This is a genomic window from Streptomyces sp. NC-S4 (genome assembly GCF_054353315.1).
This window is the reverse complement of record NZ_CM135937.1, coordinates 6,893,873-6,919,399: the sequence shown is the minus strand read 5'-3', so window position 1 is coordinate 6,919,399 and position 25,527 is coordinate 6,893,873. Positions and strand designations below refer to the sequence as shown.

The window sequence follows — 25,527 nt, the reverse complement described above, 5'->3', positions numbered from 1 at the left end:
GCCTGAGATGACAGAGCGCCAGAAGGACCGTCCGTGGCTCATGCGGACGTACGCCGGCCACTCCACGGCCGAGGCGTCCAACGAGCTGTACCGCCGCAACCTCGCCAAGGGCCAGACGGGTCTGTCGGTCGCCTTCGACCTGCCGACCCAGACCGGATACGACCCCGACCACATCCTCGCCCGCGGCGAGGTCGGCCGGGTCGGGGTCCCGGTCTCCCATCTGGGCGACATGCGGCGGCTGTTCCAGGACATACCCCTGGAGCAGATGAACACCTCGATGACGATCAACGCCACCGCCATGTGGCTGCTGGCGCTCTACCAGGTGGCCGCCGAGGAGCAGGGCGCGGACATCGCCCAGCTCCAGGGCACCACCCAGAACGACATCGTCAAGGAGTACCTCTCGCGCGGGACGCACGTCTTCCCGCCGGGGCCGTCCCTGCGGCTGACGACGGACATGATCGCGTACACGGTCAACCACATCCCCAAGTGGAACCCGATCAACATCTGCAGCTACCACCTGCAGGAGGCCGGGGCCACCCCGGTCCAGGAGATCTCGTACGCGATGTCCACGGCGATCGCCGTCCTCGACTCGGTGCGCGACTCGGGGCAGGTCCCCGAGGAGCGCTTCGGCGAGGTGGTCGCCCGTATCTCCTTCTTCGTGAACGCGGGCGTCCGCTTCATCGAGGAGATGTGCAAGATGCGCGCCTTCGGCCGCATCTGGGACAAGGTCACCAAGGAGCGCTACGGCATCGAGAACGCGAAGCAGCGCCGCTTCCGTTACGGCGTCCAGGTCAACTCCCTGGGACTCACCGAGGCGCAGCCGGAGAACAACGTCCAGCGCATCGTGCTGGAGATGCTCGCGGTCACCCTCTCCAAGGACGCCCGCGCCCGCGCGGTGCAGCTGCCCGCCTGGAACGAGGCGCTGGGCCTGCCCCGGCCCTGGGACCAGCAGTGGTCGCTGCGCATCCAGCAGGTCCTCGCCCACGAGAGCGACCTGCTGGAGTACGACGACATCTTCGCCGGATCCCACGTCATCGAGGCCAAAGTCGACTCCCTGGTCGCCGACTGCCTGGCCGAGATCGACCGGATCCAGGAGATGGGCGGCGCCATGGCCGCCGTCGAGTCCGGCTACCTCAAGGGCGAGCTGGTCTCCTCGCACGCCGAACGGCGGGCGCGGATCGAGGCCGGCGAGGACAAGATCGTCGGTGTCAACTGCTTCGAGCAGACCGAGGAGAACCCGCTCACGGCCGACCTGGACGGCGCCATCATGACCGTCGACCCGGCAACGGAGGCGTTCACCGTGGAACGGATCGGCCGCTGGCGCGCCGAGCGCCAGGAGTCCTCGGACCGCCAGGGCAACGGCGACCCGTTCGTCTTCCCCACCACCCAGCAGGCGCTGGAGCGCCTGAAGGAGGCCGCGGCGGGCACCGAGAACCTGATGGAGGCCACGCTGGAGTGCGCCCGGGCCGGTGTCACCACCGGCGAGTGGGCGGGCGCGCTGCGCGAGGTGTTCGGCGAGTTCCGCGCCCCGACCGGGGTCTCCTCGGCCCCGGTGGCGGTGACCGCCGAGCCCGGAACGCCGATGCACGAGGTCCGCGAGAAGGTGTCCCGTACGGCCGACGAGCTCGGCTCCGGCCGGCTGCGCCTGCTGGTCGGCAAGCCCGGCCTGGACGGCCACTCCAACGGCGCCGAGCAGATCGCCGTCCGGGCCCGCGACGCCGGCTTCGAGGTGGTCTACCAGGGCATCAGGCTGACGCCGGAGGAGATCTCCTCCGCGGCGCTGGCCGAGGACGTGCACTGCGTGGGACTGTCCATCCTGTCCGGCTCGCACAGTGCTCTGGTCCCGGACGTCCTGGAACGGCTGCGGACGGCGGGGGCGGGTGACATCCCCGTCATCGTCGGAGGCATCATTCCCAACGCCGACGCCGTGGCGCTCAAGGCAGCGGGTGTCGCCGCCGTCTTCACGCCGAAGGACTTCGGCATCACGGAGATCATCGGCCGTATCGTCGACGAGATCCGCAAGGCCAACAAGCTCGCCCCCCTCGACATCGACAACGCACTCGTTGCAAGCACGGAGGTCCCCGCATGACCACGCCAGTCCACCCGGTGAACCGCCTTCGCCCGCGTCGCTCCTGCCTCGCGGTGCCCGGCTCGAACCCGCGGTTCCTGGAGAAGGCCCAGGGCCTGCCGGCCGACCAGGTCTTCCTGGACCTGGAGGACGCCTGCGCCCCGCTCGCCAAGGAAGGCGCCCGCCACACCATCGTGGACGCGCTGAACAACGGCGACTGGACCGGCAAGACCCGCGTCGTGCGCGTCAACGACTGGACCACCCACTGGACCTACCGCGACGTCGTCACGGTGGTCGAGGGCGCCGGCCAGAACCTCGACTGCATCATGCTGCCGAAGGTCCAGGACGCCCAGCAGGTCGTGGCCCTGGACCTGCTGCTGACCCAGATCGAGAAGACGATGGGCTTCGAGGTCGGCAAGATCGGCATCGAGGCGCAGATCGAGAACGCCAAGGGCCTGGTGAACGTCGACGAGATCGCCGCCGCCTCGCCGCGGCTGGAGACCATCATCTTCGGCCCGGCCGACTTCATGGCCTCCATCAACATGAAGTCCCTGGTCGTGGGCATGCAGCCGCCCGGCTACCCGGCGGACGCCTACCACTACATCCTGATGCGGATCCTGATGGCGGCCCGCATGCACAACCTCCAGGCGATCGACGGTCCCTTCCTCCAGATCCGCGACGTGGACGCCTACCGCGAGGTGGCCGGCCGGGCCGCCGCGCTGGGCTTCGACGGCAAGTGGGTGCTGCACCCGGGCCAGGTCGACGCGGCCAACGAGGTCTTCTCCCCCTCCCAGGAGGACTACGACCACGCCGAGCTGATCCTCGACGCCTACGACTGGTGCACCTCGGAGGCCGGCGGCAAGAAGGGCTCCGCGATGCTCGGCGACGAGATGATCGACGAGGCCAGCCGCAAGATGGCTCTGGTCATCGCGGGCAAGGGCCGTGCCGCCGGCATGGAGCGCACCACCAAGTTCGAGATCCCGGAGGCCTGATCCCGATGCAGTTCGGACGCACGTACGAAGAGTTCGAGGTCGGGGCGGTCTACAAGCACTGGCCCGGAAAGACGGTCACCGAGTACGACGACCACCTCTTCTGTCTGCTGACCATGAATCACCACCCGCTCCACATGGACAGCAATTACGCGGAGAACACGACCGACTTCGGCAAGAACGTCGTCGTGGGCAACTACATCTACTCGCTGCTGCTCGGCATGTCCGTGCCGGACGTCTCCGGGAAGGCCATCGCCAACCTGGAGATCGAGTCCCTGCGGCACGTGGCGCCGACCTTCCACGGCGACACCATCTACGGCGAGACCACGGTCCTCGACAAGACCCCGTCGAAGTCGAAGAACGACCGCGGGATCGTCTACGTGGAGACCAAGGGCTACAAGCAGGACGGCACCCTCGTCTGCGTCTTCCGGCGCAAGGTGATGGTCCCGACCGAGACGTACATCAAGGAGCGCGGCGGCGAGCAGCCCGGCCGCCCCACGCTGAAGGAACAGGGGAAGTAGCCATGGCCCGACTCGCCCAGACCGCCGGGCTGACCGACGTCCAGCGGGAGATCCTCAAGACCGTCCGGGAGTTCGTCGACAAGGAGATCATCCCGGTCGCGACCGAGCTCGAGCACCGTGACGAGTACCCGCAGCAGATCGTCGACGGCCTCAAGGAGCTCGGCCTCTTCGGCCTGATGATCCCGGAGGAGTACGGCGGCCTGGGTGAGTCGCTCCTCACCTACGCCCTGTGCGTCGAGGAGATCGCCCGTGGCTGGATGTCCGTCTCGGGCATCATCAACACCCACTTCATCGTGGCGTACATGCTCAAGCAGCACGGCACGCAGGAGCAGAAGGACCACTTCCTTCCCCGCATGGCCCTGGGCGAGGTGCGCGGCGCGTTCTCGATGTCCGAGCCGGCGCTGGGCTCCGACGTGTCGGCCATCACGTCCAAGGCGGTGAAGGACGGCGACGAGTACGTCCTGAACGGCCAGAAGATGTGGCTCACGAACGGCGGCAGCTCCACCCTGGTGGCCGTTCTCGTCCGGAGTGACGAAGGACACCCCGAGGGCACCGCGCCCCACAAGTCGATGACGACCTTCCTCGTCGAGAAGGAGCCCGGCTTCGGTGAGGTCCGTCCGGGCCTGACCATCCCCGGCAAGATCGACAAGATGGGCTACAAGGGCGTCGACACGACCGAGCTCATCATGGACGGACTGCGCATTCCGGCCAATCGGGTACTCGGCGGCCAGACGGGCCGAGGGTTTTACCAAATGATGGACGGGGTCGAGGTCGGCCGCGTCAACGTGGCGGCGCGTGGCTGCGGCGTCGCTCAGCGTGCTTTCGAACTGGGTGTCTCCTATGCCCAGCAACGTCACACTTTCGGCAAGCCGATCGCCGAGCACCAGGCGATTCAGTTCAAGCTGGCCGAGATGGCTACCAAGGTCGAAGCCGCGCATGCGATGATGGTCAATGCAGCACGCAAAAAGGACTCCGGGGAACGAAACGACCTCGAAGCAGGGATGGCGAAGTACCTCGCCTCCGAGTACTGCAAGGAGGTCGTCGAGGACGCCTTCCGTATCCACGGTGGATACGGATTCTCGAAGGAGTACGAGATCGAGCGTCTCTACCGGGAGGCCCCGATGCTGCTGATCGGTGAAGGTACCGCCGAGATCCAGAAAATGATCATCGGGCGACGCCTGCTCGAGGAGTACCGGCTTCAGGGCTGAAAGTCCCTTTTGCAGCGAATCATCCATGGGTTCGTTGCGAAAGGATCACTGGCAGTGACTGGCTGACGGCCATCGACTCGGCTTCTGGCTTGCCCAGTTGTTGCGCGCAACCGATAGCATTCCAGTAAAGCCGCCGTCCCGTCCCCCCGTTTGCGGCGCGGCAATCACCCGCTACGAAGGTCATCCATGCCCCACAGCCAAACCTCTGCACCTCGCGACAGCCTCCTTGGCGTACGCCTCGCGCGCGGAGCATCGCCGTGGCTTCTGCCGACCGTGGCCACCGCGGCGCTCAGCCTCACCCGGGCCCGCAAGTCCGGACGCTGGGCCGCGGCGGCCGTGCCCGCCACCGCGCTCGCCGCGGGCATGCTGTGGTTCTTCCGCGACCCCGAGCGCGAGATCGCTCAGGGCCGTGTCATCTCGCCCGCCGACGGTGTGGTGCAGAGCATCATGCCGTGGAAGGACGGACGGACCCGGGTCGCGATCTTCATGAGCCCGCTGAACGTCCACGTCAACCGCGCGCCCCTCGCGGGCACGGTGACGTCCGTGGAGCACATCCCCGGTGGATTCGTTCCGGCGTTCAACAAGGAGAGCGAGAACAACGAGCGCGTTGTCTGGCACTTCGACACCGAACTCGGTGACATCGAGATGGTGCAGATCGCCGGCGCCGTCGCCCGTCGCATCGTCCCGTACCTGCCGGCCGGAACCAAGGTGGAGCAGGGCGAACGCATCGGTCTGATCCGCTTCGGCTCCCGCGTCGACATCTACCTCCCCGAGGGCGTCGAGGTCGCGGTCGAGGTCGGTCAGGCCACCACCGCGGGGGTGACACGAATTGACCGTGACTGACCCTGAGACTCCGGCCGCCGGCTGGGTTCCCGAACCTGCCGAGGAGGAGTCCGCCGAGGACGACATGCCGCTCTCGCTGCGGCTGTCGATAGCGGACACCCTCACTCTCGGTAACGCGACCTGCGGATTCATGGCGGTGTACTTCACCACCACCGGAATCCTCATCCCGCACCTCACCGGCAGTGGCGAATCGGGCATGGCCCGTAACAGCGCCGCGACGGCAGTGATACTGATGCTGCTCGCCGCGGTGTTCGACCTCTTCGACGGCATCGTGGCCCGCAAGCTGCGCAGCTCGCCGATGGGTGCCGAGCTGGACAACCTGTCCGACCTGATCAGCTTCGGCCTCGCGCCGGCCTACTTCGTGCTCGTCTACGGCATGGTCGCCGTCGACGCGCACCAGAAGATGTCGGCGCTGGCCGCGATCGTGGTGCTGCTCGCCGTGGTGCTCAGACTCGCGAGATTCAGCTGCGTGACGATGAAGGACGGCATGTTCCAGGGCATGCCGAGCCCCTTCGGCGCGCTGACGGTCGTCTCGATCGTGCTGCTGGAGCTGCCGTTCGTCCCGACGCTGCTGGCGATCATCGGGGTGGCGTGGCTGATGGTGAGCCGGGTCGAGTACCCCAAGCCGCGGGGTGTCCTCGCCGTGGCGATGCTCTGCTGGATCATCAGCGCGATGGGGCTGCTGGCGGCCTGGGCGTTCGACGCCCCGGGCGGTCAGCTGCTGCTCCAGACCGGCTGCGCCCTGCAGATCGCAATGGCGGCGACGATTCCGCTCTTCGCGACGACCCGGAAGGCCAACACCTTCCGGCACAACCGCCGCGAGGCCCGCGCGACGACGCTGCGCTAGCTGTGCCGGAGAAGGCCCCCGGATGCCGATGGCATCCGGGGGCCTTCTGCCGTTTCCCGGGGGCCGGGGGGTCGGGGGGTCGGGGGCCGGGGGGCCGGGGGGCCGGGGTCGGCGGCGGGGCGGGGAGTGTCCGGGGTAGGCATGATTTATGGCCCCCGCTCCGAGTGCCACAGGACTCGGTGGAGAGGGCCACAAATCACGTTTTACACCCCGGACACTCCCCGCCCCGCCGCCGCCCCCTCAGGTAGCCCCCCGTCTGCAGCTCTCGTCCCCGTACTCCGGGGAGGGCTCGCCAACGTGATTTGTGGCCCTCATCGCCGGGTACTTTGCGTTCGGTCGGGGGGCCATAAATCATGCCTGCCCCGGACGGCCCCCGCCCCGCCGCCGGACCCGGCCCCGCCCGAACCGCACCCGCGCCCCCGGCCAGGGACACGGCTAGCCTTGATGTCGGAAAACCGCCAGCCCGGCGTAACCGGAACCCCGAAGCTGGACGCATGCACACCGACATCGAGCGCTGCGTAAGGGCCGTGCAGTCGAAGGACGCCCGCTTCGACGGCTGGTTCTTCACCGCCGTCCTGACCACCCGGATCTACTGCAGGCCCAGCTGCCCCGCGGTGCCGCCCAAGGTCGAGAACATGACCTTCCTGCCCAGCGCCGCCGCCTGCCAGCAGGCCGGGTTCCGGGCCTGCAAGCGGTGCCGGCCCGATACGAGTCCCGGTTCCCCCGAGTGGAACGCACGGGCCGACGCCGTCGCACGCGCGATGCGGCTGATCCAGGACGGCGTGGTGGACCGCGAGGGCGTGCCGGGACTGGCCACCCGGCTCGGCTACTCCACCCGCCAGGTCGAGCGGCAGCTGAACGCCGAGCTCGGGGCCGGTCCGCTGGCCCTGGCCCGGGCCCAGCGCGCCCAGACCGCCCGACTGCTCATCGAGACCTCCGAGCTCCCGATGGGCGACGTGGCCTTCGCCGCCGGGTTCTCCTCCATCCGGACCTTCAACGACACGGTCCGCGAGGTCTTCGCCCTGTCCCCGAGCGAGCTGCGGGACCGGGCGGTCAAGGCCGGCCGCGGCAGGAACGCGCCGCCCCGGATCCCGGGGACGATAAGTCTGCGGCTGCCGTTCCGGGCCCCGCTGAACCCCGACAACCTCTTCGGGCACCTCGCGGCGACCGCCGTCCCCGGGGTCGAGGAGTGGCGGGACGGCGCCTACCGCCGCACCCTGCGCCTGCCCTACGGCACCGGCGTCGTCGCCCTGACCCCGCAGCCCGACCACATCGGCTGCCAGCTCGCCCTGACCGACCTGCGCGACCTCACCATCGCCATCAGCCGCTGCCGCTGGATGCTCGACCTGGACGCCGACCCCGAGGCGGTCGACGAGCAACTGCGCTCCGATCCGCTGCTGGCGCCGCTCGTGGACAAGGCCCCCGGGCGCCGGGTACCCCGTACGGTCGACGCGTCCGAGTTCGCCGTACGGGCGGTGCTGGGCCAGCAGGTCTCCACCGCGGCGGCGCGCACGCACGCGGCCCGGCTGGTCACCGCGCACGGGGAGCCGATCGAGGACCCGCTGGGCGGGCTGACCCACCTCTTCCCCTCCCCGCAGGCGCTCGCCGGGCTCGATCCGGAGGCCCTGGCCCTGCCGCGCAGCCGGCGCGCCACCCTGACCACCCTGGTCTCGGCGCTCGCCGACGGCTCGCTGGCGCTCGGCTTCGACAGCGACTGGGAGGCGGCGCGGGCCCAGCTGGCGGCGCTGCCCGGTTTCGGACCGTGGACCACCGAGGTGGTCGCGATGCGGGCGCTCGGCGACCCGGACGCCTTCCTGCCGTCCGATCTGGGGATCCGGCGAGCGGCGCAGGAGCTCGGGCTGCCCTCCACCCCTTCGGCGCTCACCGCGCGGGCGGCCGCCTGGCGGCCCTGGCGCGCGTACGCCGTCCAGTACCTGTGGGCCACCGACTCCCACCCGATCAACCACCTGCCCGCCTGAGGAGCACCAGCGATGCGATCCACCACGAACAGCAGCAAGACGCACACCGTCGTCGACAGCCCGTACGGCCCGCTGACCCTGGTCGCCACGGACGGGGTCCTCAGCGGCCTCTACATGACCGGACAGCGCCACCGGCCGGCCGAGGAGTCCTTCGGGGAGCGGGTGGCCGCTGACGAGGAGCCCTTTCCCGAGGTGGCGCGCCAGCTGACCGCGTACTTCGCCGGAGAGCTGACCGAGTTCGACCTTCCGCTACGCCTGGAGGGCACCGATTTCCAGCGCAGCGTCTGGGACCAGCTCGTGCGGATCCCGTACGGCGAGACGTGGTCGTACGGGGAGCTGGCGGCAAAGCTGGGCAAGCCCAGCGCCTCGCGCGCGGTGGGCCTGGCGAACGGGAAGAACCCGATCGGCATCATCGTGCCCTGCCACCGGGTGATCGGCGCGTCGGGCGGTATGACCGGCTACGGCGGCGGGCTCGACCGCAAGGTCCGGCTGCTGGCTTTCGAATCCGGGGAAGAGGACCTATTCACGAAATGCGGAGATTTTGAAGCGGCTGTATGAATGGAATACCGCTACATGATCGGAGTCGGGCATGGACGACTATCCGCTTCTCAACATCTTCTGGACGATGCTGTACCTGTTCCTGTGGATCATGTGGTTCTTCCTGCTCTTCAAGGTCATCACGGATATCTTCCGTGACCACAGCCTCGGTGGCTGGGGGAAGGCGGGATGGCTGATCCTCGTCCTGCTGCTGCCCTTCCTGGGCGTGTTCATCTACCTCATCGCCCGGGGCAGGAGCATGGGCGAGCGGGACCTGAAGCAGGCTCAGGAGAACGAGGCCGCCTTCCGGGACTACGTCCAGAAGACGGCGGGCTCCGGCGGCAGCGCGGACGAGCTGCACAAGCTCTCCGCACTCAAGGACAAGGGCGACATCACCCAGGCGGAGTTCGACCGCGCCAAGGCCAAGCTGCTGGCCTGACCCGGTCGGATCAGACGACGAGGAGCGGAACGAGGAGCGCGAAGGCGGCGCCGGCCTCCACCGCGTAGTTGTACAGCGAGGGGTGCTGGACCGGGGCGGCGAGCAGGACCGCGCTCTGCTGGGTGGTGGCGGCCGCCACCCAGTCGGGGTCGGCACCGAGATTGCCCTGGTACCAGCCCTCGCAGGAGCCGGGTCCGGTGACGGCGAGGAAGTCGTCCTCGCGGCGGTAGAGCGCCTGCCAGCCGGCGGCCGGGACGGACCAGCCCTCGAAATCGGTGAACAGCGCCCAACCGCCCTCGCGTATCGCGGTGTCGAAGAGCCAGACCGGGGTCCCCTCCGGAGTGACTTCACCACCGGCCTGCTGGTCGGTGGTGAAGTGCACCATGGGAAGGGCGTCGGGCCCGTCGGCGGTACTGGGCCAGGCGTACATCGTGATCATCTTCTGATTCTGTCCTGGTCGAGGTAAGTCGGGCGTTACGGCACGTCCCGTCACGAGGTGACCGGACGGCGGCCGTTCTCCAGTTCGGCGGTGCCCTCGCCGGACTGCGCGATCCGGTACGCCTCTTGGACGCGCAGTCCGAGCGATTCGGGCAGGTGGGCGGTGAGTTCGGCGGGCTCGACCAGCCGCCAGGAGAGCAGTTCCTCCTGCTGCAGCGTGATGGAGGCGAGCTGGGCCTCGTCGAGCACTCCCCCGTCGTAGACGTAGGCGACCAGCGGCGGGCGGCCGGGGCCCAGCACCCAGTCGACGGCCAGAAGACGGCCGAGGGGGAGGTCGAGGCCGATCTCCTCGGCGCTCTCGCGCCGGGCCGCGGTGCGCGGCGACTCGTCCCGGTCCGACTCGATGGTCCCGCCCGGCAGGGCCCAGCCCTCACGGTAGTTGGGCTCGACGAGCAGGACCCGGCCCCCGGAGTCCCGGTAGAGGGCGGCCGCGCCGGCCAGCACCCGGGGCAGGCTCGCGATGTACGTGGCGTAGTCATCTGCGGTGGTCACGCCGCAACCCTAATTCCTTCGTCACGACCGCGGTGGTGCCGGGTGGCCCGGGGCATTCGGTCCGCTCGGGGACCCCGGGGCGGCCTCATGACGATTGTTTTACTGATGATATTGTTGCCGTTCGCCCGGGTCACTCGCTTCCGCCCTGCGGCACCAAGGGCTCCGGTAGCCGGTGCGCCTCCGGGTCGTCGGTCCGGTGGTCCACTGCCGACGTCCTGCTCTCGGCAGGTCAGATCGTCAGGCACCCGCCGGCGGTCTTCCCCACTCGGAGATTGAAGACAAGCCCCTCCATGCAGAACGCAGCAGCCCCGGCACGTGACGCGGCCGATCGGCAGGTACCCGTGCTGTCCGTGGTGATCCCGATCTACAACGAGCAGGAGGCGCTGCCGCTGACGGTGGCGCGCCTGCGTCCGATCCTGGACGGCATGGGGATCGGGTACGAGGTCGTGGGGATCGACGACGGTTCCACGGACGCGACTCCGGTGATCATGCAGAAGATCCGGCAGGACTGGCCCGAGCTGCGCATCGTGCGTTTCGCCCGCAACTCCGGGCACCAGGCCGCGCTGACCGCGGGTATCCACCGGGCGCTGGGCGATTACGTGGTCAGTATCGACGCGGATCTCCAGGACCCGCCGGAGAAGATCGTCGAGATGTACGAGCTGGCCCGTGACAAGGGTCTGGACATCGTCTACGGGGTGCGCGGGGACCGGGGTACCGACACCTTCTTCAAGCGGCGCACGGCGGGTGCGTACTACTGGCTGATGCGCAAGCTGGTCGGCAAGAACATGCCGAACCAGGCGGGTGACTTCCGTCTGCTCAGCCGGGCGGCGGTCGACGCGCTGAAGTCGCTGCCCGAGCACCAGCCGGTCTACCGGCTGCTGGTGCCGTGGCTCGGTTTCAGCAGCGGCGAGGTGGTCTACGTCCGTGAGGAGCGGGTCGCGGGCAGCACGCACTACCCGCTGTCCAAGATGGTCCGTCTGGCGCTGGACAGCATCACGAACTTCTCCGCGAGCCCGCTGCGGCTGGCCACCTGGCTCGGTCTGCTGAGCTTCCTGATCTGCTTCGGGCTGGGGATCTACACCACCGTCCAGTACGCGCTGGGTGCGACGGTGCCCGGCTGGGCGTCGCTGTTCATCGGGATGGTCTTCCTCGGCGGTGTGCAGCTCGTCTGCGTCGGCCTGCTCGGCGAGTACATAGGCCGGATCTACTCGGCCGTCCAGGCCCGGCCCGCCTACTTCGTCGGCTACGACTCCGCCGAGGACACCGCGGCCGCCGACCACGACCAGCGGGTCCCCGAATACGCGGCCTGACCTCCGGCGCCCCGGTCGCAGGCGCTCCCGGCCGACCCCGTCCGGGGTCGGCCGACGCATAGCAGGTAGGGAAGAAACAAGACACATGGGCACAACTGGCAGCGTCGCGTCCGAGCGGACCGGCCCCGGGGCGCGGCCGCTGAGCGGCTCGTCCGCGTCCCGCGCGAGCCGCCGGCGCGGACCGCACGCGTTCTGGCGATTCCTGCCGGCGGCCGCCGCGTACCTGCTCCTGGTCTCCCTCCTGCTGGCCTCGGACACCACCCCCAGCGACGTCGCCCGGTACACCTTCTACGTGCTCTGGGGCGTCATGCTCCCGGGCACGCTGGTCTTCCGGGCCCTTCGCCGCCGGCCGCACACGCTGATCGAGGACCTCGCCTTCGGCACGGTCCTCGGCCTCGTCCTGGAGCTGGCCGCCTGGGCGGTCCTCGTCGGGGTCGGCGCCCAGGCGCTCGCCCTCGCCTGGCCGCTCGCCGTGGTGATCCCCTTCGCGGCCGTACCGAAGCTCCGCCGGCACTGGCGCCCGCGCGGCTACACCAGCCCGTCGCTGGGCTGGTCCTGGTCGGTCTCCGGGACGGTGATGCTCAGCAGCGTCTACTTCCACCAGGTCTTCCTGTCCCTGTACCCGGTGCTCCCGGACAAGGAAGACAGCAGGCTGTTCAACGACATGCCGTACCTGCTGTCCCTCGCCGCGAACGCGAAGCACAACATGCCGCTGACCTTCCCCCAGGCTGCCGGCGAGCCCCTGCACTACCACTGGTTCACCTTCGCCCACATGGCGATGACCGACCTCGTCGGTCACATCGACCTCGCGGTGGTCGAGTCCAGGCTCATGGTGCCCGCGCTGGCGGCGCTCGGCATGGTGATCGCCGCCGTGGTGGCCCAGCGCCTCATCGGGCGGGTCTGGGCGGGGCCGCTGGCCGCGCTGCTGGTCTTCGCGGTCGCCGAGTTCACCGCCATCTACCCCAACCCGGTCCCCACCTGGACCTTCGGCGCCCCCGCCGTCCGGCTGATGTCCTGGTCGAGCCTCTCCCTGACGTACAGCCAGCCGCTGCTGATCGCGCTGATGGGAGTCATCGGCGACGCGCTGCGCAGGAGCCGCAAGGAGGGCGCGACAGCCGCGGACGGCGAGGGCGCCGACCGGGCCCCGCTCCTCGGCCGCGGGGTGTACGTCCTCGTCGCGCTGTTCGCCCTGGCCTCCACCGCGGCCAAGGCGAGCACCCTGCCCGTCACCCTGGCCGGTCTCGCCCTGGTCGGCCTCGTCCTGCTGATCACCACCCGGCGCATCCCGTGGCAGGTGGTCGGGCTGGGCGCGATCCTCGGCGGTGCCCAGCTCTTCGCGACGGCGGTCATCTTCAACTTCGAGAGCTACGGCCTGGAGATCATCCCGTTCGGCAACATCCGCGGCTACTGGGCCGATCAGGGGAACCTGCGCTCGCCGGCGTTCCAGGCCCTCGTGGTCGTGGGCACCCTGGCGGCCTTCCTGCTCAACCACCAGCTGAAGCTGCTCGGCATCATCCCGCTGATCTCGAAGCGGCGCTTCCGGCTGGAACCCGTCCAGTGGTTCCTGCTCGGTGCCTCCGTCGCGGGACCGTGTGCCTACCTGGTCGTCAACGGCTACAACGCCAGTTACTTCACGCTCGCCTCGCTGCCCTTCGGAGCCGTGCTCTCGGCCTGGGGCTTCTGCGAGACCTTCGAACGCGCCTCGCTCGGCGCGCGGGGCAAGGCCGCACTCGCCTTCGCCGCGCTCGCCTTCTCGGCGCTGCTCACCTTCGGGATCTACCGCTACTCCGGCCGCTGGTCGGCCTACGTCCTGCGGCTCGCCGGCGACGGGGGGCGCAAGGCCACCTCCTACTCCGTGCTGCTGCCCGCGCTCGCCCTGGCCGCCGCGCTGGTTCTGGCCGCCCTGATCGGCGCGGTCCTGTGGTGGCTCGGCGGCCGGGCATGGCCCGCGCTGCGCGGCCGCGGCGCGATCGTCCTGCTGACCGCCGCCCTCACGGCCGGCACCCCGGGGCTCGTCCACGACGTCCTGCAGTCCCGGGAGTCCCTGTGGTCGTACTCCTTCGTCCTGCCCCGCTCGCACGTGCAGGCGGCGCGCTGGATCCGCGCCCACAGCGAGCCGACGGACGTGCTGGCCACCAACAGCCACTGCTGGCAGGTGGAGGGCCCGCTGCCCGCCGGTACGAAGTGCGAGGACAACACCCGCTCGCAGTGGCTCAGCGCCTACTCGGAGCGGTCGGTACTGATCGAGGGCTGGGGGTACGCTCCCCGGGCCATGGCGCTGTCGGGCGGCGGGGCCGCCTACTACGGCCCCTTCTGGGACCAGGAGCTGTTCCGGTTCAACGAGGACGCCGTCTACCGGCCGACGGCCGAGATCCTGCGCCGGCTCCACGACCGGTACCACGTGCGCTACATCGTGGCGCACCGCCCGTCGGGCGCCGAGTCGCCGCGCCTGGCCGAGCTCTCGAAGAAGGTCTACGACAACGGCCGGCTGGCGGTGTACGAGCTGTCCTGACGGGGCGGTCCGCAGGACCCACCGGAATCGAGGCCCGGGGGCCCGAGGCGTCACGCCTGCGGGGCTCCCGGGCCTTCGCCGTCCTCGTGCCCCCGTCCCCCGGACCCCGCCACGCGCCGCAGCCGCGGGTGGCGGGACGCCCCCTGTTCGGTGATGGCGTCGCCGACCATGGCCCGGACCGCGTCCCGCATCCCGTGCAGGGGGTGGTGGCGGGCGGGTCCCGCGCCGGGGTCGGTGCGGAGTTCCTTCACCAGGGCCCAGCAGAGCAGCATCATGACGACGACGAAGGGCAGCGCGACCAGGATGGTGGCGGTCTGCAGGGACTTCAGGCCGCCCGCGACGAGGAGCACGGCCGCGACGCCGGCCATCAGCACGCCCCAGGTGACGACGAGCCAGGTGGGCGGGTTGAGGGAGCCGCGGCTGGTGAGCGAGCCCATCACCAGGGAGGCCGAGTCGGCACTGGTGACGAAGTAGGTCATGACCAGGACCATGGCGACCCACGAGGTGACCGCGGCGAGCGGCAGGGCGTCCAGCATCGCGAAGAGCGAGGCCTCCGTACCGTCCTTGACCTTGAGGGCGAAGTCGACGGCGCCGGTGGAGTCGAGGCGGATGGCGGTGCCGCCCATGACGCAGAACCAGATCACGGTGGCCCCGCTGGGGACGAGCAGCACGCCGATGAGGAACTCGCGGATGGTGCGGCCGCGCGAGATGCGGGCGATGAAGGTGCCGACGAAGGGGGCCCAGGAGAGCCACCAGGCCCAGTAGAAGATCGTCCACGCGCCGAGCCACTTGGAGTCGGTGAAGGCGCCGGTGCGGCTGGCCATGGGTACCAGCTCGCTCAGGTACCCGCCGACGCCGGCGGGAATCACGTCGAGGACGTAGACGGTGGGGCCGAGCACGAAGACGAAGAGCATCAGGGTGGCGGCGAGCACGATGTTGAGCGTGCTGAGCCACTTCACCCCCTTGTGCAGGCCGGAGAAGGCGGAGAGGACGAACGCCGCCGAGAGCGAGCCGATGATGATCAGCTCGACGGTGACGGAGTCCTCGATGCCGGTGGTGAGGCTGAGCCCCTTGGAGACCTGGAGCGCGCCGAGGCCGAGGCTGGTGGCGGTGCCGAAGACGGTGGCGAAGACGGCCAGCAGGTCGATGGCCTTGCCGGGCCCGCCATTGGCCCGCTGCTCGCCGATCAGGGGGACGAAGGCGGAGCTGAGGCGGTTGCCGCGGCCCTTGCGGAAGGTCGCGTAGGCCAGGGCGAGGCCGGCGATGCCGTAGATCGCCCAAGGGGTGAGGGTCCAGTGGAAGAAGGAGTACTCCATGGCCGCCAGGGCGGCGGCGCCGGTGCGGGGGGCCGCCCCGGAGGCCGGGGGCGGGGCCAGGTAGTGGGTGAGCGGCTCCCCCACGCCGTAGAACATCAGGCCGATGCCCATGCCGGCGCTGAACATCATCGCGATCCACGCGAGGTTGGTGAACTCGGGCTCGGAGTCGTCGGAGCCGAGGCGGATCCGGCCGAACCGGCTGATCGCGAGGACGGCGCACATGACGAGGAAGACGTCGGCGGCGATCACGAACAGCCAGGCGAAGTTGCCCAGTACCCAGGAGAGCGCGGTGCCCGACGCCCGGTCGAAGGAGTCCCCGGCCAGCGCCGCCCAGGCGACGACGGCCAGCACGGCGATCACACCGACGGTGACGACCACGTGGTCGGGCGCACCGTCCGCGGGGCCGCCGGAGCCCCCTCCGGGGGTGTCCGGACGTGGCTGTTCCAGTGATTCCGCGCTCATGCGGCCACACTATGCAGGCGTATATCCCTATTTAGGCGCATGGCGCGCCGCATGTGGCCCAGGCCACTCATGGGCATAGGAGGATCCTCCGGATAAGCTCATGGCGGCGCGACTGCACTGTTCGATAGCAAGGGATAGCAAAGGTGACGGACGGAGCAGTAACTGAGGCCGCGCGCGTACTCATCGCCGCGGACAAATTCAAGGGCTCGCTCACGGCCGTGCAGGTCGCGGAGCGGGTGACGGCCGGTCTTCGCAGGGCCGTACCGGACGTGGAGATCGAGACCCTCCCCGTCGCGGACGGCGGCGACGGAACGGTCGCGGCAGCCGTGGCAGCCGGCTTCGAACGCAGGGAGGTGCGGGTCACCGGCCCCCTCGGCGACCAGGTCACGGCCGCCTTCGCACTGCGCGGGAGCACCGCGGTGGTCGAGATGGCGGAGGCCTCCGGGCTGCAGCTGCTGCCGGCGGGCACCTTCGCCGCGCTGACGGCGACCACGTACGGCTCGGGCGAGCTGCTCAAGGCCGCGCTGGACGCGGGCGCGCGCTCGATCGTCTTCGGTGTGGGCGGCAGCGCCACCACCGACGGCGGCGCCGGCATGCTGGCCGCGCTGGGCGCCGTGTTCCTGGATGCGAACGGCGAACCGGTGGGTCCGGGCGGCGGTGCGCTGGCCGAGCTGGCCTCGGCCGACCTGTCCGGCGTCGACCCGCGCTTCGCGGAGGTGGAGTTCGTCCTCGCGAGCGACGTGGACAACCCGCTGACCGGCCCGAAGGGCTGCGCGGCGGTCTACGGCCCGCAGAAGGGGGCGTCGCCCGAGGACGTGGCGACGCTCGACGCGGCGCTGGCGCACTTCGCGGTGGTGCTGGAGAAGTCGATCGGCGCGAAGGCCGCCGAGTGCGCGGTGCTGCCGGGTGCCGGTGGCGCGGGCGGCATCGGCTACGGGGCCCTGCTGCTCGGCGCGACGTTCCGTCCCGGCATCGAGCTGATGCTGGAGGTGCTGGGCTTCGCCCCCGCGCTGGAGCGGGCCACGCTGGTCATCACCGGTGAGGGCTCCCTGGACGAGCAGACCCTGCACGGCAAGGCCCCCGCGGGCGTCGCGGCGGCGGCGCGCGCGGCGGGCAAGCCGGTGGTGGCCGTCTGCGGCCGGCTGCTGCTGACCCAGGAGGCGCTGGAGGGGGCCGGCATCCGCAAGGCGTACCCGCTCACGGACCTGGAGCCCGACCCGGCCAAGTCCATCCCGAACGCGGGTCCCCTGCTGGAGCAGGTCGCGGCCAACATCGCCGCCGACGTCCTCTGACCCGGACACCTGGCCTCTGAGGGCCCGGACCCCCACCCTGGGTCCGGGCCCTCAGCCGTTCCGGCTCCGCCGGGCCATTCCCGGCTCCGCCGGGGCCAAGTCCAGCCCCGCCGGCGTTTGAGTCGCGGGTCCGGGCGGAGCCCGGTGCCCGGCGGAGCCGGGTTTCCTGGGGCTCCGCCCCAGACCCCGCTCCTCAAACGCCGGAGGGGCTGGACTTGGCCCGGCCGAGGCCGAATCGTGGCGCCGGCGAGGCTCTCGGGCCTGCCGGCCGGGCTAGCCGAGGAGGTCGGACGTGGTGATCACTCGGGCGAAGCCGCCGCCCTGGAGGTTCACCGCGGTGGCGGTGGCGAGCTCGTCCGCCGTCAGGGACAGGCCCGCCGGTCCGGCGAGGTCGAAGGTGTGCGTGGCGTCCAGCGGCACGAGCACGTCGTAGCCCAGGTTCCCGGCCATCCGGGCCGTGGTCTCGACGCACATGTTGGTCTGGATGCCGACCAGCACCAGCTGGCCGATGCCCCGGGCCGTCAGCCAGTCGGCCAGGTCCGGGGTGCCGTAGAAGGCCGAGTTCACCGTCTTGGTGATCACCAGGGCCCCCTCGCTCCGCTTCTCGACCAGGTCCTTGAACGCGTGACCGGGGTGGTCGGCGGCGAGGACGGAGCCCGGCTGCACGGACGCGTGCCGGACGAGGACCACCGGGCGGCCGGCCGCCTGCCAGGCGTCCATCAGGGCCGCGATGTTGTCCTCGGCGGCCGGGTTGTTGCGGGGCCCCCAGAAGGACTCCTCGTCGAAGCCCTTCTGTACGTCGATGACCAGCAGGGCACTGTTGGGAGCGATCTCGATCGCGGTCGTCGTCATGGCTCCATGCTGTCCGCCGGGCCGGGGGCCCGACAGCGCCCGCGAGGCCCCGTACCGATGGGATCCTGCCAGATTGGCAGACGCGTCCCCCTGGCAGACTGGCCGGATGCGTCGTGTCGCGATCGTCGTCCAGCCCGGTATCCGCAGCTTCGACCTCGCCGTCATCACCGAGGTCTGGGGCCCCGACCGCAGCCGCTCCGGGGTGCCGGGCTTCGAGCTGCGCCGGTGCGCCCTGGAGCCCGGTCCGATCCCGCTGCCCGGCGGGCTCACCCTGACTCCCGACCGGGGACTGGACTGGCTGGCCACCGCGGACCTGGTCGTCGTACCAGCGCTGGCCGAGCCGGCCGATCCGACGCCCGCGCCGGTCCTCGCCGCGCTGCGCGAGGCGCACGGCCGGGGAGTGCCGGTCGCCGCCCTGTGCGCCGGGGCGTTCATCCTGGCGGAGGCCGGTCTGCTGGAGGGCCGCCGGGCGGTCACCCACTGGTGGCTGGCCCCGCAGCTCGCGGCCCGCTATCCGGGGATCGTCGTCGAGGACGCTCCGCTCTACGTCGAGGACGGCGGGCTGTGGACCTCCGCCGGGGTGGCCTCCGGGATCGACCTGTGCCTGCACCTCGTCCGCGAGGCGCACGGCGCCGAGGCCGCCGCCGCCATCGCCCGCTCCATGGTGACGGGCCCCTTCCGCACCGGGGACCACGCCCAGTACCTGGACCGGCCGGTCCCCGCCGCGGACCGGACCGCCGAAGCGCTGGCCGCCGTACGGGCGCGCGCCCTGCGTTCGCTGCACGAGCCCCTGTCCGTGGCGACCATGGCCGGCTGGGCCGGGATGTCCCCGCGTTCCTTCGCCCGGCACTTCACTGCCGCCACCGGCACCACCCCGCACCGGTGGCTGCTGGGCCACCGGCTGGACGCTGCCCGCAAGCTGCTGGAACGCACCGACCATCCGGTGCCGGAGGTGGCCCGGCGGGCCGGTTTCGCCAGCGAGGTCACCTTCCGCCAGCACTTCACCGCGCACGTCGGCCTCGGCCCTCGCGCGTACCGTGCGGCCTCCTGCGCACCGGCAGCCGCACCAAACCCACCGGACAGTGTTAGAAAGGGCTCATGACCGGACGTTTTGGTCGCCAGCCGACCGGGTGGGGCTCGCGCCTGTTCGCGCGCCTGTCCCGGTGGGCACACAGCGTCGCCGGTCAGGTCTTCGCCCTCCAGGCGATGATCGTCCTCCTGCTGATCGCCGCCGCCGCCGCGGCCCTGGTGTTCCAGGCCCGGTACGACAGCGAGCGCGACGCCCGCCACCGCTCGCTCGCGGCGGCGGAGTCCTTCGCGCACGCCCCCGGTGTCGCCGCGGCACTGCTCTCGACCGATCCGACCGCCCTGCTCCAGCCGCTGGCCGAGGCCGCCCGCCGGGGCTCGGGCGTCGACTTCATCGCCGTCATGAACATCAAGGGCATCCGCTACACCGACTCGCGGCCCGAGCTGATCGGCGAGCGGGCCACCGGTGACCTCAGCCGCGCCGTCGCCGGGCACGCCTTCACGGAGACCTTCCGGGGCGAGCCGAGCGACGCGGTCCGGGCCGTCGTCCCGATACGCAACGCCGACGGCGTCGTGATCGGCCTGGTCGGCACCGGCATAGACGTCGAGAACGTCTCCCAGGTCGTCGAGGGCCAGCTCCCGCTCCTGCTGGGTGCGGCCGCGGGCGCCCTGCTGCTCGGCACCGGTGGCGCCGCCCTGGTCAGCGGCCGGCTGCGGCGCCAGACCCGGGGCCTGGGCGCCGCCGAGATGAGCCGGATCAACGAGCACCACGAGGCCGTCCTGCACGCCGTCCGCGAGGGCGTGGTCATCATCGACGCCGAGCAGCGGCTCGTCCTGGCCAACGACGAGGCCCGGCGGCTGCTCGGTCTGCCGCCCGACCCCGAGAACCGGCACGTCACCGACCTCGGCCTCGACCCGCGCACCGCCGAACTGCTCGCCTCCGGCCAGGTCGTGACCGACCACGTGCACCTGGCGGGCGACCGGCTGCTCGCCTTCAACGTGCGTCCCACCGCGCAGTACAAGGGCATGTCCACCGGCAGCGTCGTGACCCTGCGCGACTCCACCGAGCTCGCCGCCCTCTCCGGCCGGGCCGAGGTGGCCCGCGGCCGGCTCCAGCTGCTCTACGACGCCGGAGTGCGGATCGGCACCACCCTGGACGTGGTGCGGACCGCCGAGGAGCTGTCGGAGGTCGCCGTCCCCCGGTTCGCGGACTTCGTCACGGTGGAGCTGCTGGAGCCGGTGCTGCACGGGGACGAGCCGTCCCTGGTCACCGGCATCTACACCGAGATGCGCCGGGCCGCCATCACCGGCGTGCGGGCCGACTCGCCGCTCCAGCCGGTGGGCGACATCATCCGGTTCGTCTTTCCGACGGCCCCGATGGCGGCGGCCCTGGACGCCGGGCACGCGGTGCTCGCGGCCGACCTGAACGCGGCCATGGGCTGGCGGGCCCAGGACTCGCAGGGCACCCGGGTGGCGCTCGACTACGGGCTGCACTCGCTGATCTCCGTACCTCTGCAGGCGCGCGGCGTGGTCCTGGGCATGGCCAACTTCTGGCGGGCCGCCGACACCCCGGAGGCCTTCGACGAGGAGGACCGTTCCTTCGCGGCGGAGCTGGGTGCGCGCGCGGCCGTCTCCATCGACAACGCCCGCCGCTTCACCCGCGAGCACGCGATGGCCGTGACGCTCCAGCGCAGCCTCCTGCCCCGGATGCTGCCCGCCCAGAACGCCGTGCACGTCGCCTCCCGCTATCTGCCCGCGAAGGCGGGGGTCGGCGGGGACTGGTTCGACGTGATCCCGCTGCCGGGCGGCCGGGTGGCGCTGGTCGTCGGCGACGTCGTCGGGCACGGGGTGCACGCCGCGGCCACCATGGGCCGCCTGCGGACCGCGGTGCACAACTTCTCCACCCTGGACCTGCCCCCCGACGAGCTGCTCGGGCACCTGGACGAGCTGATCAACCGGATCGACCAGAACGACACCGGGAGGGGGCTCGCGGGCGGGGACGGGGAGGACGGCGCCGGGGACGCCCCGGACGGGGCCGCCGAACCGGCCGGGGTCACCGGTGCCACCTGTCTCTACACGGTCTACGACCCGGTCTCCGGGCGGTGCGTGATGGCCAGCGCCGGCCATCCCGGACCGGCCCTGATCCGCCCCGGAGCGGCGGTGGAGTTCCCCGAACTGCCGGCCGGGCTGCCCCTGGGCGTCGGCGGCATGCCGTTCGAGGCCGCCGAGTTCACGCTCCCCGAGGGGAGCCGGCTGGTGCTGTTCACCGACGGTCTGGTGGAGGACCGCGACCGGGACTTCGACACCGGACTGCGGCTGCTCGGCGAGGCGCTGGCGCGGCCCGACCGCAGCCCCGACCAGGCCTGTTCGGACGTGCTCGCCTCGATGCTGTTCCCGGTGCCGAGCGACGACATCGTCCTGCTGGTCGCCGACACCCGGCGGCTGGAGGCCGACAGGATCGCCGAGTGGGAGGTGCCGGGCGAGGCCTCGGCCGTCTCGCGCGTGCGCAACGCGGGCGCGGCGCAGCTCGCCGCCTGGTGTCTGGACGAGCTCTCCTTCCCCGCCGAGCTGATCCTCAGCGAGCTGATCACCAACGCCATCCGGTACGGGAGCGCGCCCGTGCGGGTGCGGCTGCTGCGCGACCGCTCCCTCGTCTGCGAGGTCTCCGACGGCAGCAGCACCTCACCGCACCTGCGGTACGCGACGACCACCGACGAGGGCGGGCGAGGGCTGTTCCTCGTCGCCCAGTACGCCGCCCGGTGGGGTACCCGTTACACCGAGCGCGGCAAGGTCATCTGGGCCGAGCTGCCGCTCACCGGGGGCCCGGAGCCGCAGCTGGCGGACCCGCTGGACCTGGACGCGCTGGAGGACCTGGCCTGGTGAGCGGGCCGGCCGGGGCCCGGGGCGGGCCCGGAGCCTTCACACCGGCCGGGTGCGGGCGAGCAGCACGGCGACGTCGTCCTGCTGGGCGCGCGGCAGCAGGAGCCGCAGGATCCCGTCGGACAGTTCCTCCAGGGGCCGCTCCACCCGGTGCAGGGCCCCCGCCAGCTGGGCCATTCCCTGGTCGAGGTCCCGGTCCCGGGCCTCGATGAGGCCGTCGGTGTAGAGCACGAGCAGGCTCCCGGGCGGCAGCCGTACCTCCTCGGTGCGGAAGTCCTGCCCGCCCGTGCCCAGCGGGGTTCCGGGCGGGCCGTCGAGGAAGGTGATGGCTCCGCCGGGGGTGACCACGGCGGGCGGCGGGTGGCCGGCCCGGGCGATCACGCAGACGCCGGAGGCCGCGTCGTGGACGGCGTACACGCAGGTGGCCATCTCGTCCTCGCCCAGGTCGGCCACGACGGCGTCGAGCGAGCGCAGCAGCCGGGCCGGGGGCACGTCGTGGCGCGCCAGGGTCCGTACCGCCGTGCGCAACTGCCCCATGACGGCGGCGGCGTGGATCCCGTGACCCATGACGTCCCCGATGACCAGTCCGGTCCGGTCGCCGGGCAGCGGGATGACGTCGTACCAGTCCCCGCCGACGTCGTGGTCGCTGGCGGGCAGGTAGCGCCCGGTGAGTTCGAGGCCCGGCACCTCGGGCAGCGCGCTGTTGGTGAGGCTGCGCTGGAGGGTCAGGGCCGCCTGGCGCTGGAGGGTGTACATCCGGGCGTTGTCGATGTTGAGGGCCGCGCGGGCGACCAGCTCGTCGACGAGGACGCAGTCCTGCTCGTCGAAGGGCTCCCGTTCGCGCGTGCGGGTGACGGCGACGGCGCCGAGCACGGTGCCGCGGGCGACCAGCGGGACCAGGCGGGCCGAGCCCAGGGTGGCGAGGTAGGTGCGCAGTGCCTCGGCGCGGGGGGAGGTGATCAGTGCCGGGATGTCGGCGAGGTAGAGGTTCATGGGCCGTCCCTCGGCGATGACCCGTTCATAGGTGGTGCCCATGGGGACCTGGAAGGTCTGGCCGGGGGCGAGTTTCGCGGTGGGGGCGGTCGGGTCGGGGAAGTGGGCGGCCAGTCGGCGCAGGACACCGCGGGTGGAGGCTGCGGGGACCGGGCCCTCGTCGGGGAGCAGGACCGCTTCGAGCAGCTGTACGTCGGCCGAGTCCGCGAGCTGCGGCACCAGTACGTCCACGATCTCCTGGGCGGTCTGGTGGAGGTCCAGGGTGGTACCGATGCGGGTGCCCGCCTCGGCGAGGAGGGCGAACCGGTGCCGGGCCCGTTCGGCGTCGGCCTGGGCCTGCTGACCCTCGGTGATGTCGATGAGCGAGGCGATCACGCCGAGGGCCCGGCCGGAGCCGTCCAGCAGCGGGGCGTAGGAGCAGGACCAGGTCCGGTCGTTCTCCGGGTCGGCGGGGGTCCGTCCGGTGCGGCGGACGTCGACGACGGCGGTGCCCCGGTCGAGGACCTGCCGCATCGTGGACTCCAGCGCGTCGGCGTTGACGCCGGGGACCACCTCGGTGAGCCGCTTGCCGAGGTGTTCGGCGGCGGAGACGCCGTTCATCCGGGCCAGGGCGTCGTTGACGCGGAGGAACCGCAGGTCGGTGCCGAGGGTGGCGAGGCCGATGGGCGACTGGGTGAACAGGCTCTGCAGGGCGGCGAGGGAGTCGCGCATGTGGAGCACCTCGGAGGTCTCCACGGCGATGAGCATGGCCCCCGTCCGGCCCTGCGGGTCGGCGGCGGGGACGATCCACATCTCCATCGGGACGCGGTGGCCGTCGCGGTGGCGCACGGGCAGGGTGCCGACGACGGTCTCGCCGGACTGGACGCGGCGCGTCAGCTGGTCGGCGAGCTCGTGGTTGGCCTCGGGGACGAGCACGGCGCTGCCGGGGAGCCCGATGATGTCCTCGGGGCGGTGCCCGAGCAGGTCCTGGGCGGCCAGCGACCACTCGACGATGCGCCCGTCGGCGTCCTCCCGCCACAGGGCGATCGGCAGGAGCTCGCTGAGTACGCCCGCGTACCCGACAGCCGCGGGCGGCGGGTCCGGCACCTCGCTCGTCGCCTGGTAAGTGTCCAATGCACCGACCTCACCCCGGGGGGCCTGATTCCTACCGGTTCACCCTATCCGAGGCGTGGGCGCGGGGCCCTGTGTCGGCCGGTCCCGACCGGGGCGCGGAACACCGGGGCCGCCTCGCGCGCGGCGCCCGCGGCACTCATACGACCACCACCTCGACGCAGGCCACGGGGTTGCAGCCGTAGCCGCGGGCGTTCCACGGGGCCTGCGGCGGCTGTGTGTCGCCGCGGGCGTCGGTGGCGCGGGAGACCAGCCGGTACGGTCCGGGCCGCCGCGGCGTCCACCGGTAGGACCAGGCGCTCCAGCCGTAGGGGCCGGCGGGCGCCTCGAGGAGGGCCTCCTGCCAGCCGCGCTCGCGGTGGCGGTCGTCGTCCTCGTACTCGGCGCGCACCTCGACGCCGCGCAGCGGCACCCCGCCGCCCGACCAGGCGCGGCCGCGGACGAGGGTCTCGTGGTCGCGGCGCACGGCCGTGTCCGGTTCGGGTTCGGTGATGAGCGACTTGACCCGCACGCCGGCCACCGGGCCGTCGGGGGTGCCGCGGGAGGCTTCGTAGAGGTACTCCTCGCTCTGGAAGACCCCGGTGAACGGGTGGGTCACGGCCCGGGCCCCGACGAGCCATTTCACGTCGGCGACCGCGTAGCGGCCGGGGACCACCAGGCGGACCGGCGCCCCGTGCTCGGGGGCGAGCGGCTCCCCGTTCATGCGGGTGACGAGGAGGGTGTCCGGGTGGAGGGCCGCGGCGAGCGGGAGGCTGCGTTCGAAGGCCGCCCGGCGGCCGTGCACGGGGCCGGAGTCCGCCCCGGTGAAGACGATCTCCACGGCCGACGGTCCGATCAGGGCCCGCGCGGCGAGGACGCGGAAGGGCACCCCGGCGAAGTGCGCGCAGCCCACCGCCTGCTGGCCCCACGGCAGGCCGGGCGGGCGGGGTCTCATCAGGCTGCGGCCGTTGCCCGCGCACTCCACGACGACGTCGAGTTCGCGGTGTTCCATCGCGAGCAGCTCTTCGTAGCCGAGGGCGAAGGGCGCGGCGGCCGCGGCGCCGCCGATCCGCAGCCGCCAGCGGCCGGGCGGGGTCCGCGGGATCCCGAAGTGGTCGCGTACGAAGAAGGCCCCGACGGGGGTGACCGGCTCGGCCAGCGCGGCCGAGGGGGTCTGGGCGTTGTACGGGTCCGCGGTGACCGTTTCGGGCGCCCAGACCGTGGCTCCGGGCCCTCGGGCGTCTCGTGGAACGGGCCATGTGGTCATGGCTGCACCTTCCGTCGGGCTCGTGCCGGGCGCGACGCGGATTTCTTTACAGAGTACGTCCGAACAAAGCCTTGACTGGGTGCGAATTGGGAGGAAACTCATCAATA

At 71.5% G+C, this 25,527-nt stretch carries 20 protein-coding genes; 14 read left to right on the top strand and 6 right to left on the bottom strand.

The window, feature by feature from the left end:
• The first annotated feature begins 7 nt into the window (after positions 1 to 7).
• The 9 genes from ACXNSR_RS31095 (at position 8) to ACXNSR_RS31055 (ending at position 9,431) form a co-directional block, all read left to right on the top strand.
• The gene (locus tag ACXNSR_RS31095; protein ID WP_458638667.1) at positions 8 to 2,089 is read left to right on the top strand and encodes a protein meaA; all 2,082 of its coding nucleotides are present in this window, start codon (positions 8 to 10) and stop codon (positions 2,087 to 2,089) included.
• Positions 2,086 to 3,060 (top strand): HpcH/HpaI aldolase/citrate lyase family protein, encoded by a 975-nt coding sequence (locus ACXNSR_RS31090; RefSeq protein WP_030010164.1) that lies wholly within the window; start codon positions 2,086 to 2,088, stop codon positions 3,058 to 3,060. Before ACXNSR_RS31095 ends, ACXNSR_RS31090 begins: the two co-directional genes overlap by 4 nt.
• A 5-nt stretch (positions 3,061 to 3,065) precedes the next feature.
• A complete protein-coding gene (locus tag ACXNSR_RS31085) occupies positions 3,066 to 3,578 on the top strand; it encodes a MaoC family dehydratase (protein ID WP_030010163.1) in 513 nt (170 codons plus the stop codon).
• Between the two features lie 2 nt (positions 3,579 to 3,580).
• On the top strand, positions 3,581 to 4,786 hold the full coding sequence (locus tag ACXNSR_RS31080) for an acyl-CoA dehydrogenase family protein (protein WP_030010162.1): 1,206 nt from the start codon (positions 3,581 to 3,583) through the stop codon (positions 4,784 to 4,786).
• 186 nt (positions 4,787 to 4,972) lie between these two features.
• A complete protein-coding gene (locus ACXNSR_RS31075) occupies positions 4,973 to 5,629 on the top strand; it encodes a phosphatidylserine decarboxylase (RefSeq protein WP_030010161.1) in 657 nt (218 codons plus the stop codon).
• On the top strand, positions 5,616 to 6,476 hold the full coding sequence (pssA, locus tag ACXNSR_RS31070) for a CDP-diacylglycerol--serine O-phosphatidyltransferase (protein WP_189740836.1): 861 nt from the start codon (positions 5,616 to 5,618) through the stop codon (positions 6,474 to 6,476). Before ACXNSR_RS31075 ends, pssA begins: the two co-directional genes overlap by 14 nt.
• A 494-nt stretch (positions 6,477 to 6,970) precedes the next feature.
• Entirely contained in the window at positions 6,971 to 8,455 is a 1,485-nt protein-coding gene (locus ACXNSR_RS31065) for an AlkA N-terminal domain-containing protein (protein ID WP_458638666.1), read from the top strand.
• A 12-nt stretch (positions 8,456 to 8,467) separates the two neighbouring features.
• Complete coding sequence (locus tag ACXNSR_RS31060; RefSeq protein WP_458638665.1) at positions 8,468 to 9,013, top strand: methylated-DNA--[protein]-cysteine S-methyltransferase; 546 nt, start codon at positions 8,468 to 8,470, stop codon at positions 9,011 to 9,013.
• A gap of 31 nt (positions 9,014 to 9,044) precedes the next feature.
• Positions 9,045 to 9,431: an SHOCT domain-containing protein gene (locus ACXNSR_RS31055; protein WP_458638664.1), complete on the top strand. Its 387-nt coding sequence runs from the start codon at positions 9,045 to 9,047 to the stop codon at positions 9,429 to 9,431.
• A 10-nt stretch (positions 9,432 to 9,441) separates the two neighbouring features.
• Here the strand turns inward: ACXNSR_RS31055 and ACXNSR_RS31050 are convergent, their stop codons facing one another.
• Positions 9,442 to 9,870, bottom strand: coding sequence for a hypothetical protein (locus ACXNSR_RS31050; RefSeq protein WP_458638663.1), 429 nt, complete (start codon positions 9,868 to 9,870; stop codon positions 9,442 to 9,444).
• A gap of 50 nt (positions 9,871 to 9,920) precedes the next feature.
• Positions 9,921 to 10,421 carry an NUDIX domain-containing protein gene (locus ACXNSR_RS31045; RefSeq protein WP_458638662.1) on the bottom strand — a complete coding sequence of 167 codons (501 nt, stop codon included), beginning with the start codon at positions 10,419 to 10,421 and terminating at the stop codon, positions 9,921 to 9,923.
• 290 nt (positions 10,422 to 10,711) lie between these two features.
• On the opposite strand from ACXNSR_RS31045, the gene ACXNSR_RS31040 reads away from it, so the two are divergent.
• Both ACXNSR_RS31040 and ACXNSR_RS31035 read left to right on the top strand, forming a co-directional pair.
• A complete protein-coding gene (locus tag ACXNSR_RS31040; RefSeq protein ID WP_458638661.1) occupies positions 10,712 to 11,731 on the top strand; it encodes a glycosyltransferase family 2 protein in 1,020 nt (339 codons plus the stop codon).
• 85 nt (positions 11,732 to 11,816) lie between these two features.
• Positions 11,817 to 14,243, top strand: a complete 2,427-nt coding sequence (locus ACXNSR_RS31035) for a hypothetical protein (protein ID WP_458638660.1) — start codon at positions 11,817 to 11,819, stop codon at positions 14,241 to 14,243.
• Between the two features lie 50 nt (positions 14,244 to 14,293).
• On the opposite strand, the gene ACXNSR_RS31030 is transcribed toward ACXNSR_RS31035, so the two are convergent.
• Positions 14,294 to 16,021, bottom strand: a complete 1,728-nt coding sequence (locus ACXNSR_RS31030) for a BCCT family transporter (protein ID WP_458638659.1) — start codon at positions 16,019 to 16,021, stop codon at positions 14,294 to 14,296.
• Positions 16,022 to 16,164: 143 nt separating this feature from the next.
• Between ACXNSR_RS31030 and ACXNSR_RS31025 the strand changes: the two genes are divergently transcribed.
• Positions 16,165 to 17,313, top strand: a complete 1,149-nt coding sequence (locus tag ACXNSR_RS31025) for a glycerate kinase (protein WP_458638658.1) — start codon at positions 16,165 to 16,167, stop codon at positions 17,311 to 17,313.
• Between the two features lie 273 nt (positions 17,314 to 17,586).
• Here the strand turns inward: ACXNSR_RS31025 and ACXNSR_RS31020 are convergent, their stop codons facing one another.
• Complete coding sequence (locus ACXNSR_RS31020; RefSeq protein WP_458638657.1) at positions 17,587 to 18,165, bottom strand: cysteine hydrolase family protein; 579 nt, start codon at positions 18,163 to 18,165, stop codon at positions 17,587 to 17,589.
• 106 nt (positions 18,166 to 18,271) lie between these two features.
• Between ACXNSR_RS31020 and ACXNSR_RS31015 the strand changes: the two genes are divergently transcribed.
• Both ACXNSR_RS31015 and ACXNSR_RS31010 read left to right on the top strand, forming a co-directional pair.
• Positions 18,272 to 19,267 (top strand): GlxA family transcriptional regulator, encoded by a 996-nt coding sequence (locus ACXNSR_RS31015; RefSeq protein ID WP_458638656.1) that lies wholly within the window; start codon positions 18,272 to 18,274, stop codon positions 19,265 to 19,267.
• Entirely contained in the window at positions 19,264 to 22,074 is a 2,811-nt protein-coding gene (locus ACXNSR_RS31010) for a SpoIIE family protein phosphatase (protein ID WP_458638655.1), read from the top strand. The genes ACXNSR_RS31015 and ACXNSR_RS31010 overlap by 4 nt, the downstream gene beginning before the upstream one ends.
• Positions 22,075 to 22,110: 36 nt before the next feature.
• Here ACXNSR_RS31010 and ACXNSR_RS31005 read toward each other — a convergent pair whose 3' ends face one another.
• Both ACXNSR_RS31005 and ACXNSR_RS31000 read right to left on the bottom strand, forming a co-directional pair.
• Positions 22,111 to 24,177: a SpoIIE family protein phosphatase gene (locus ACXNSR_RS31005; protein WP_458638654.1), complete on the bottom strand. Its 2,067-nt coding sequence runs from the start codon at positions 24,175 to 24,177 to the stop codon at positions 22,111 to 22,113.
• A gap of 136 nt (positions 24,178 to 24,313) precedes the next feature.
• A complete protein-coding gene (locus ACXNSR_RS31000) occupies positions 24,314 to 25,420 on the bottom strand; it encodes a molybdopterin-dependent oxidoreductase (protein WP_458638653.1) in 1,107 nt (368 codons plus the stop codon).
• Positions 25,421 to 25,527: the final 107 nt, after the last annotated feature.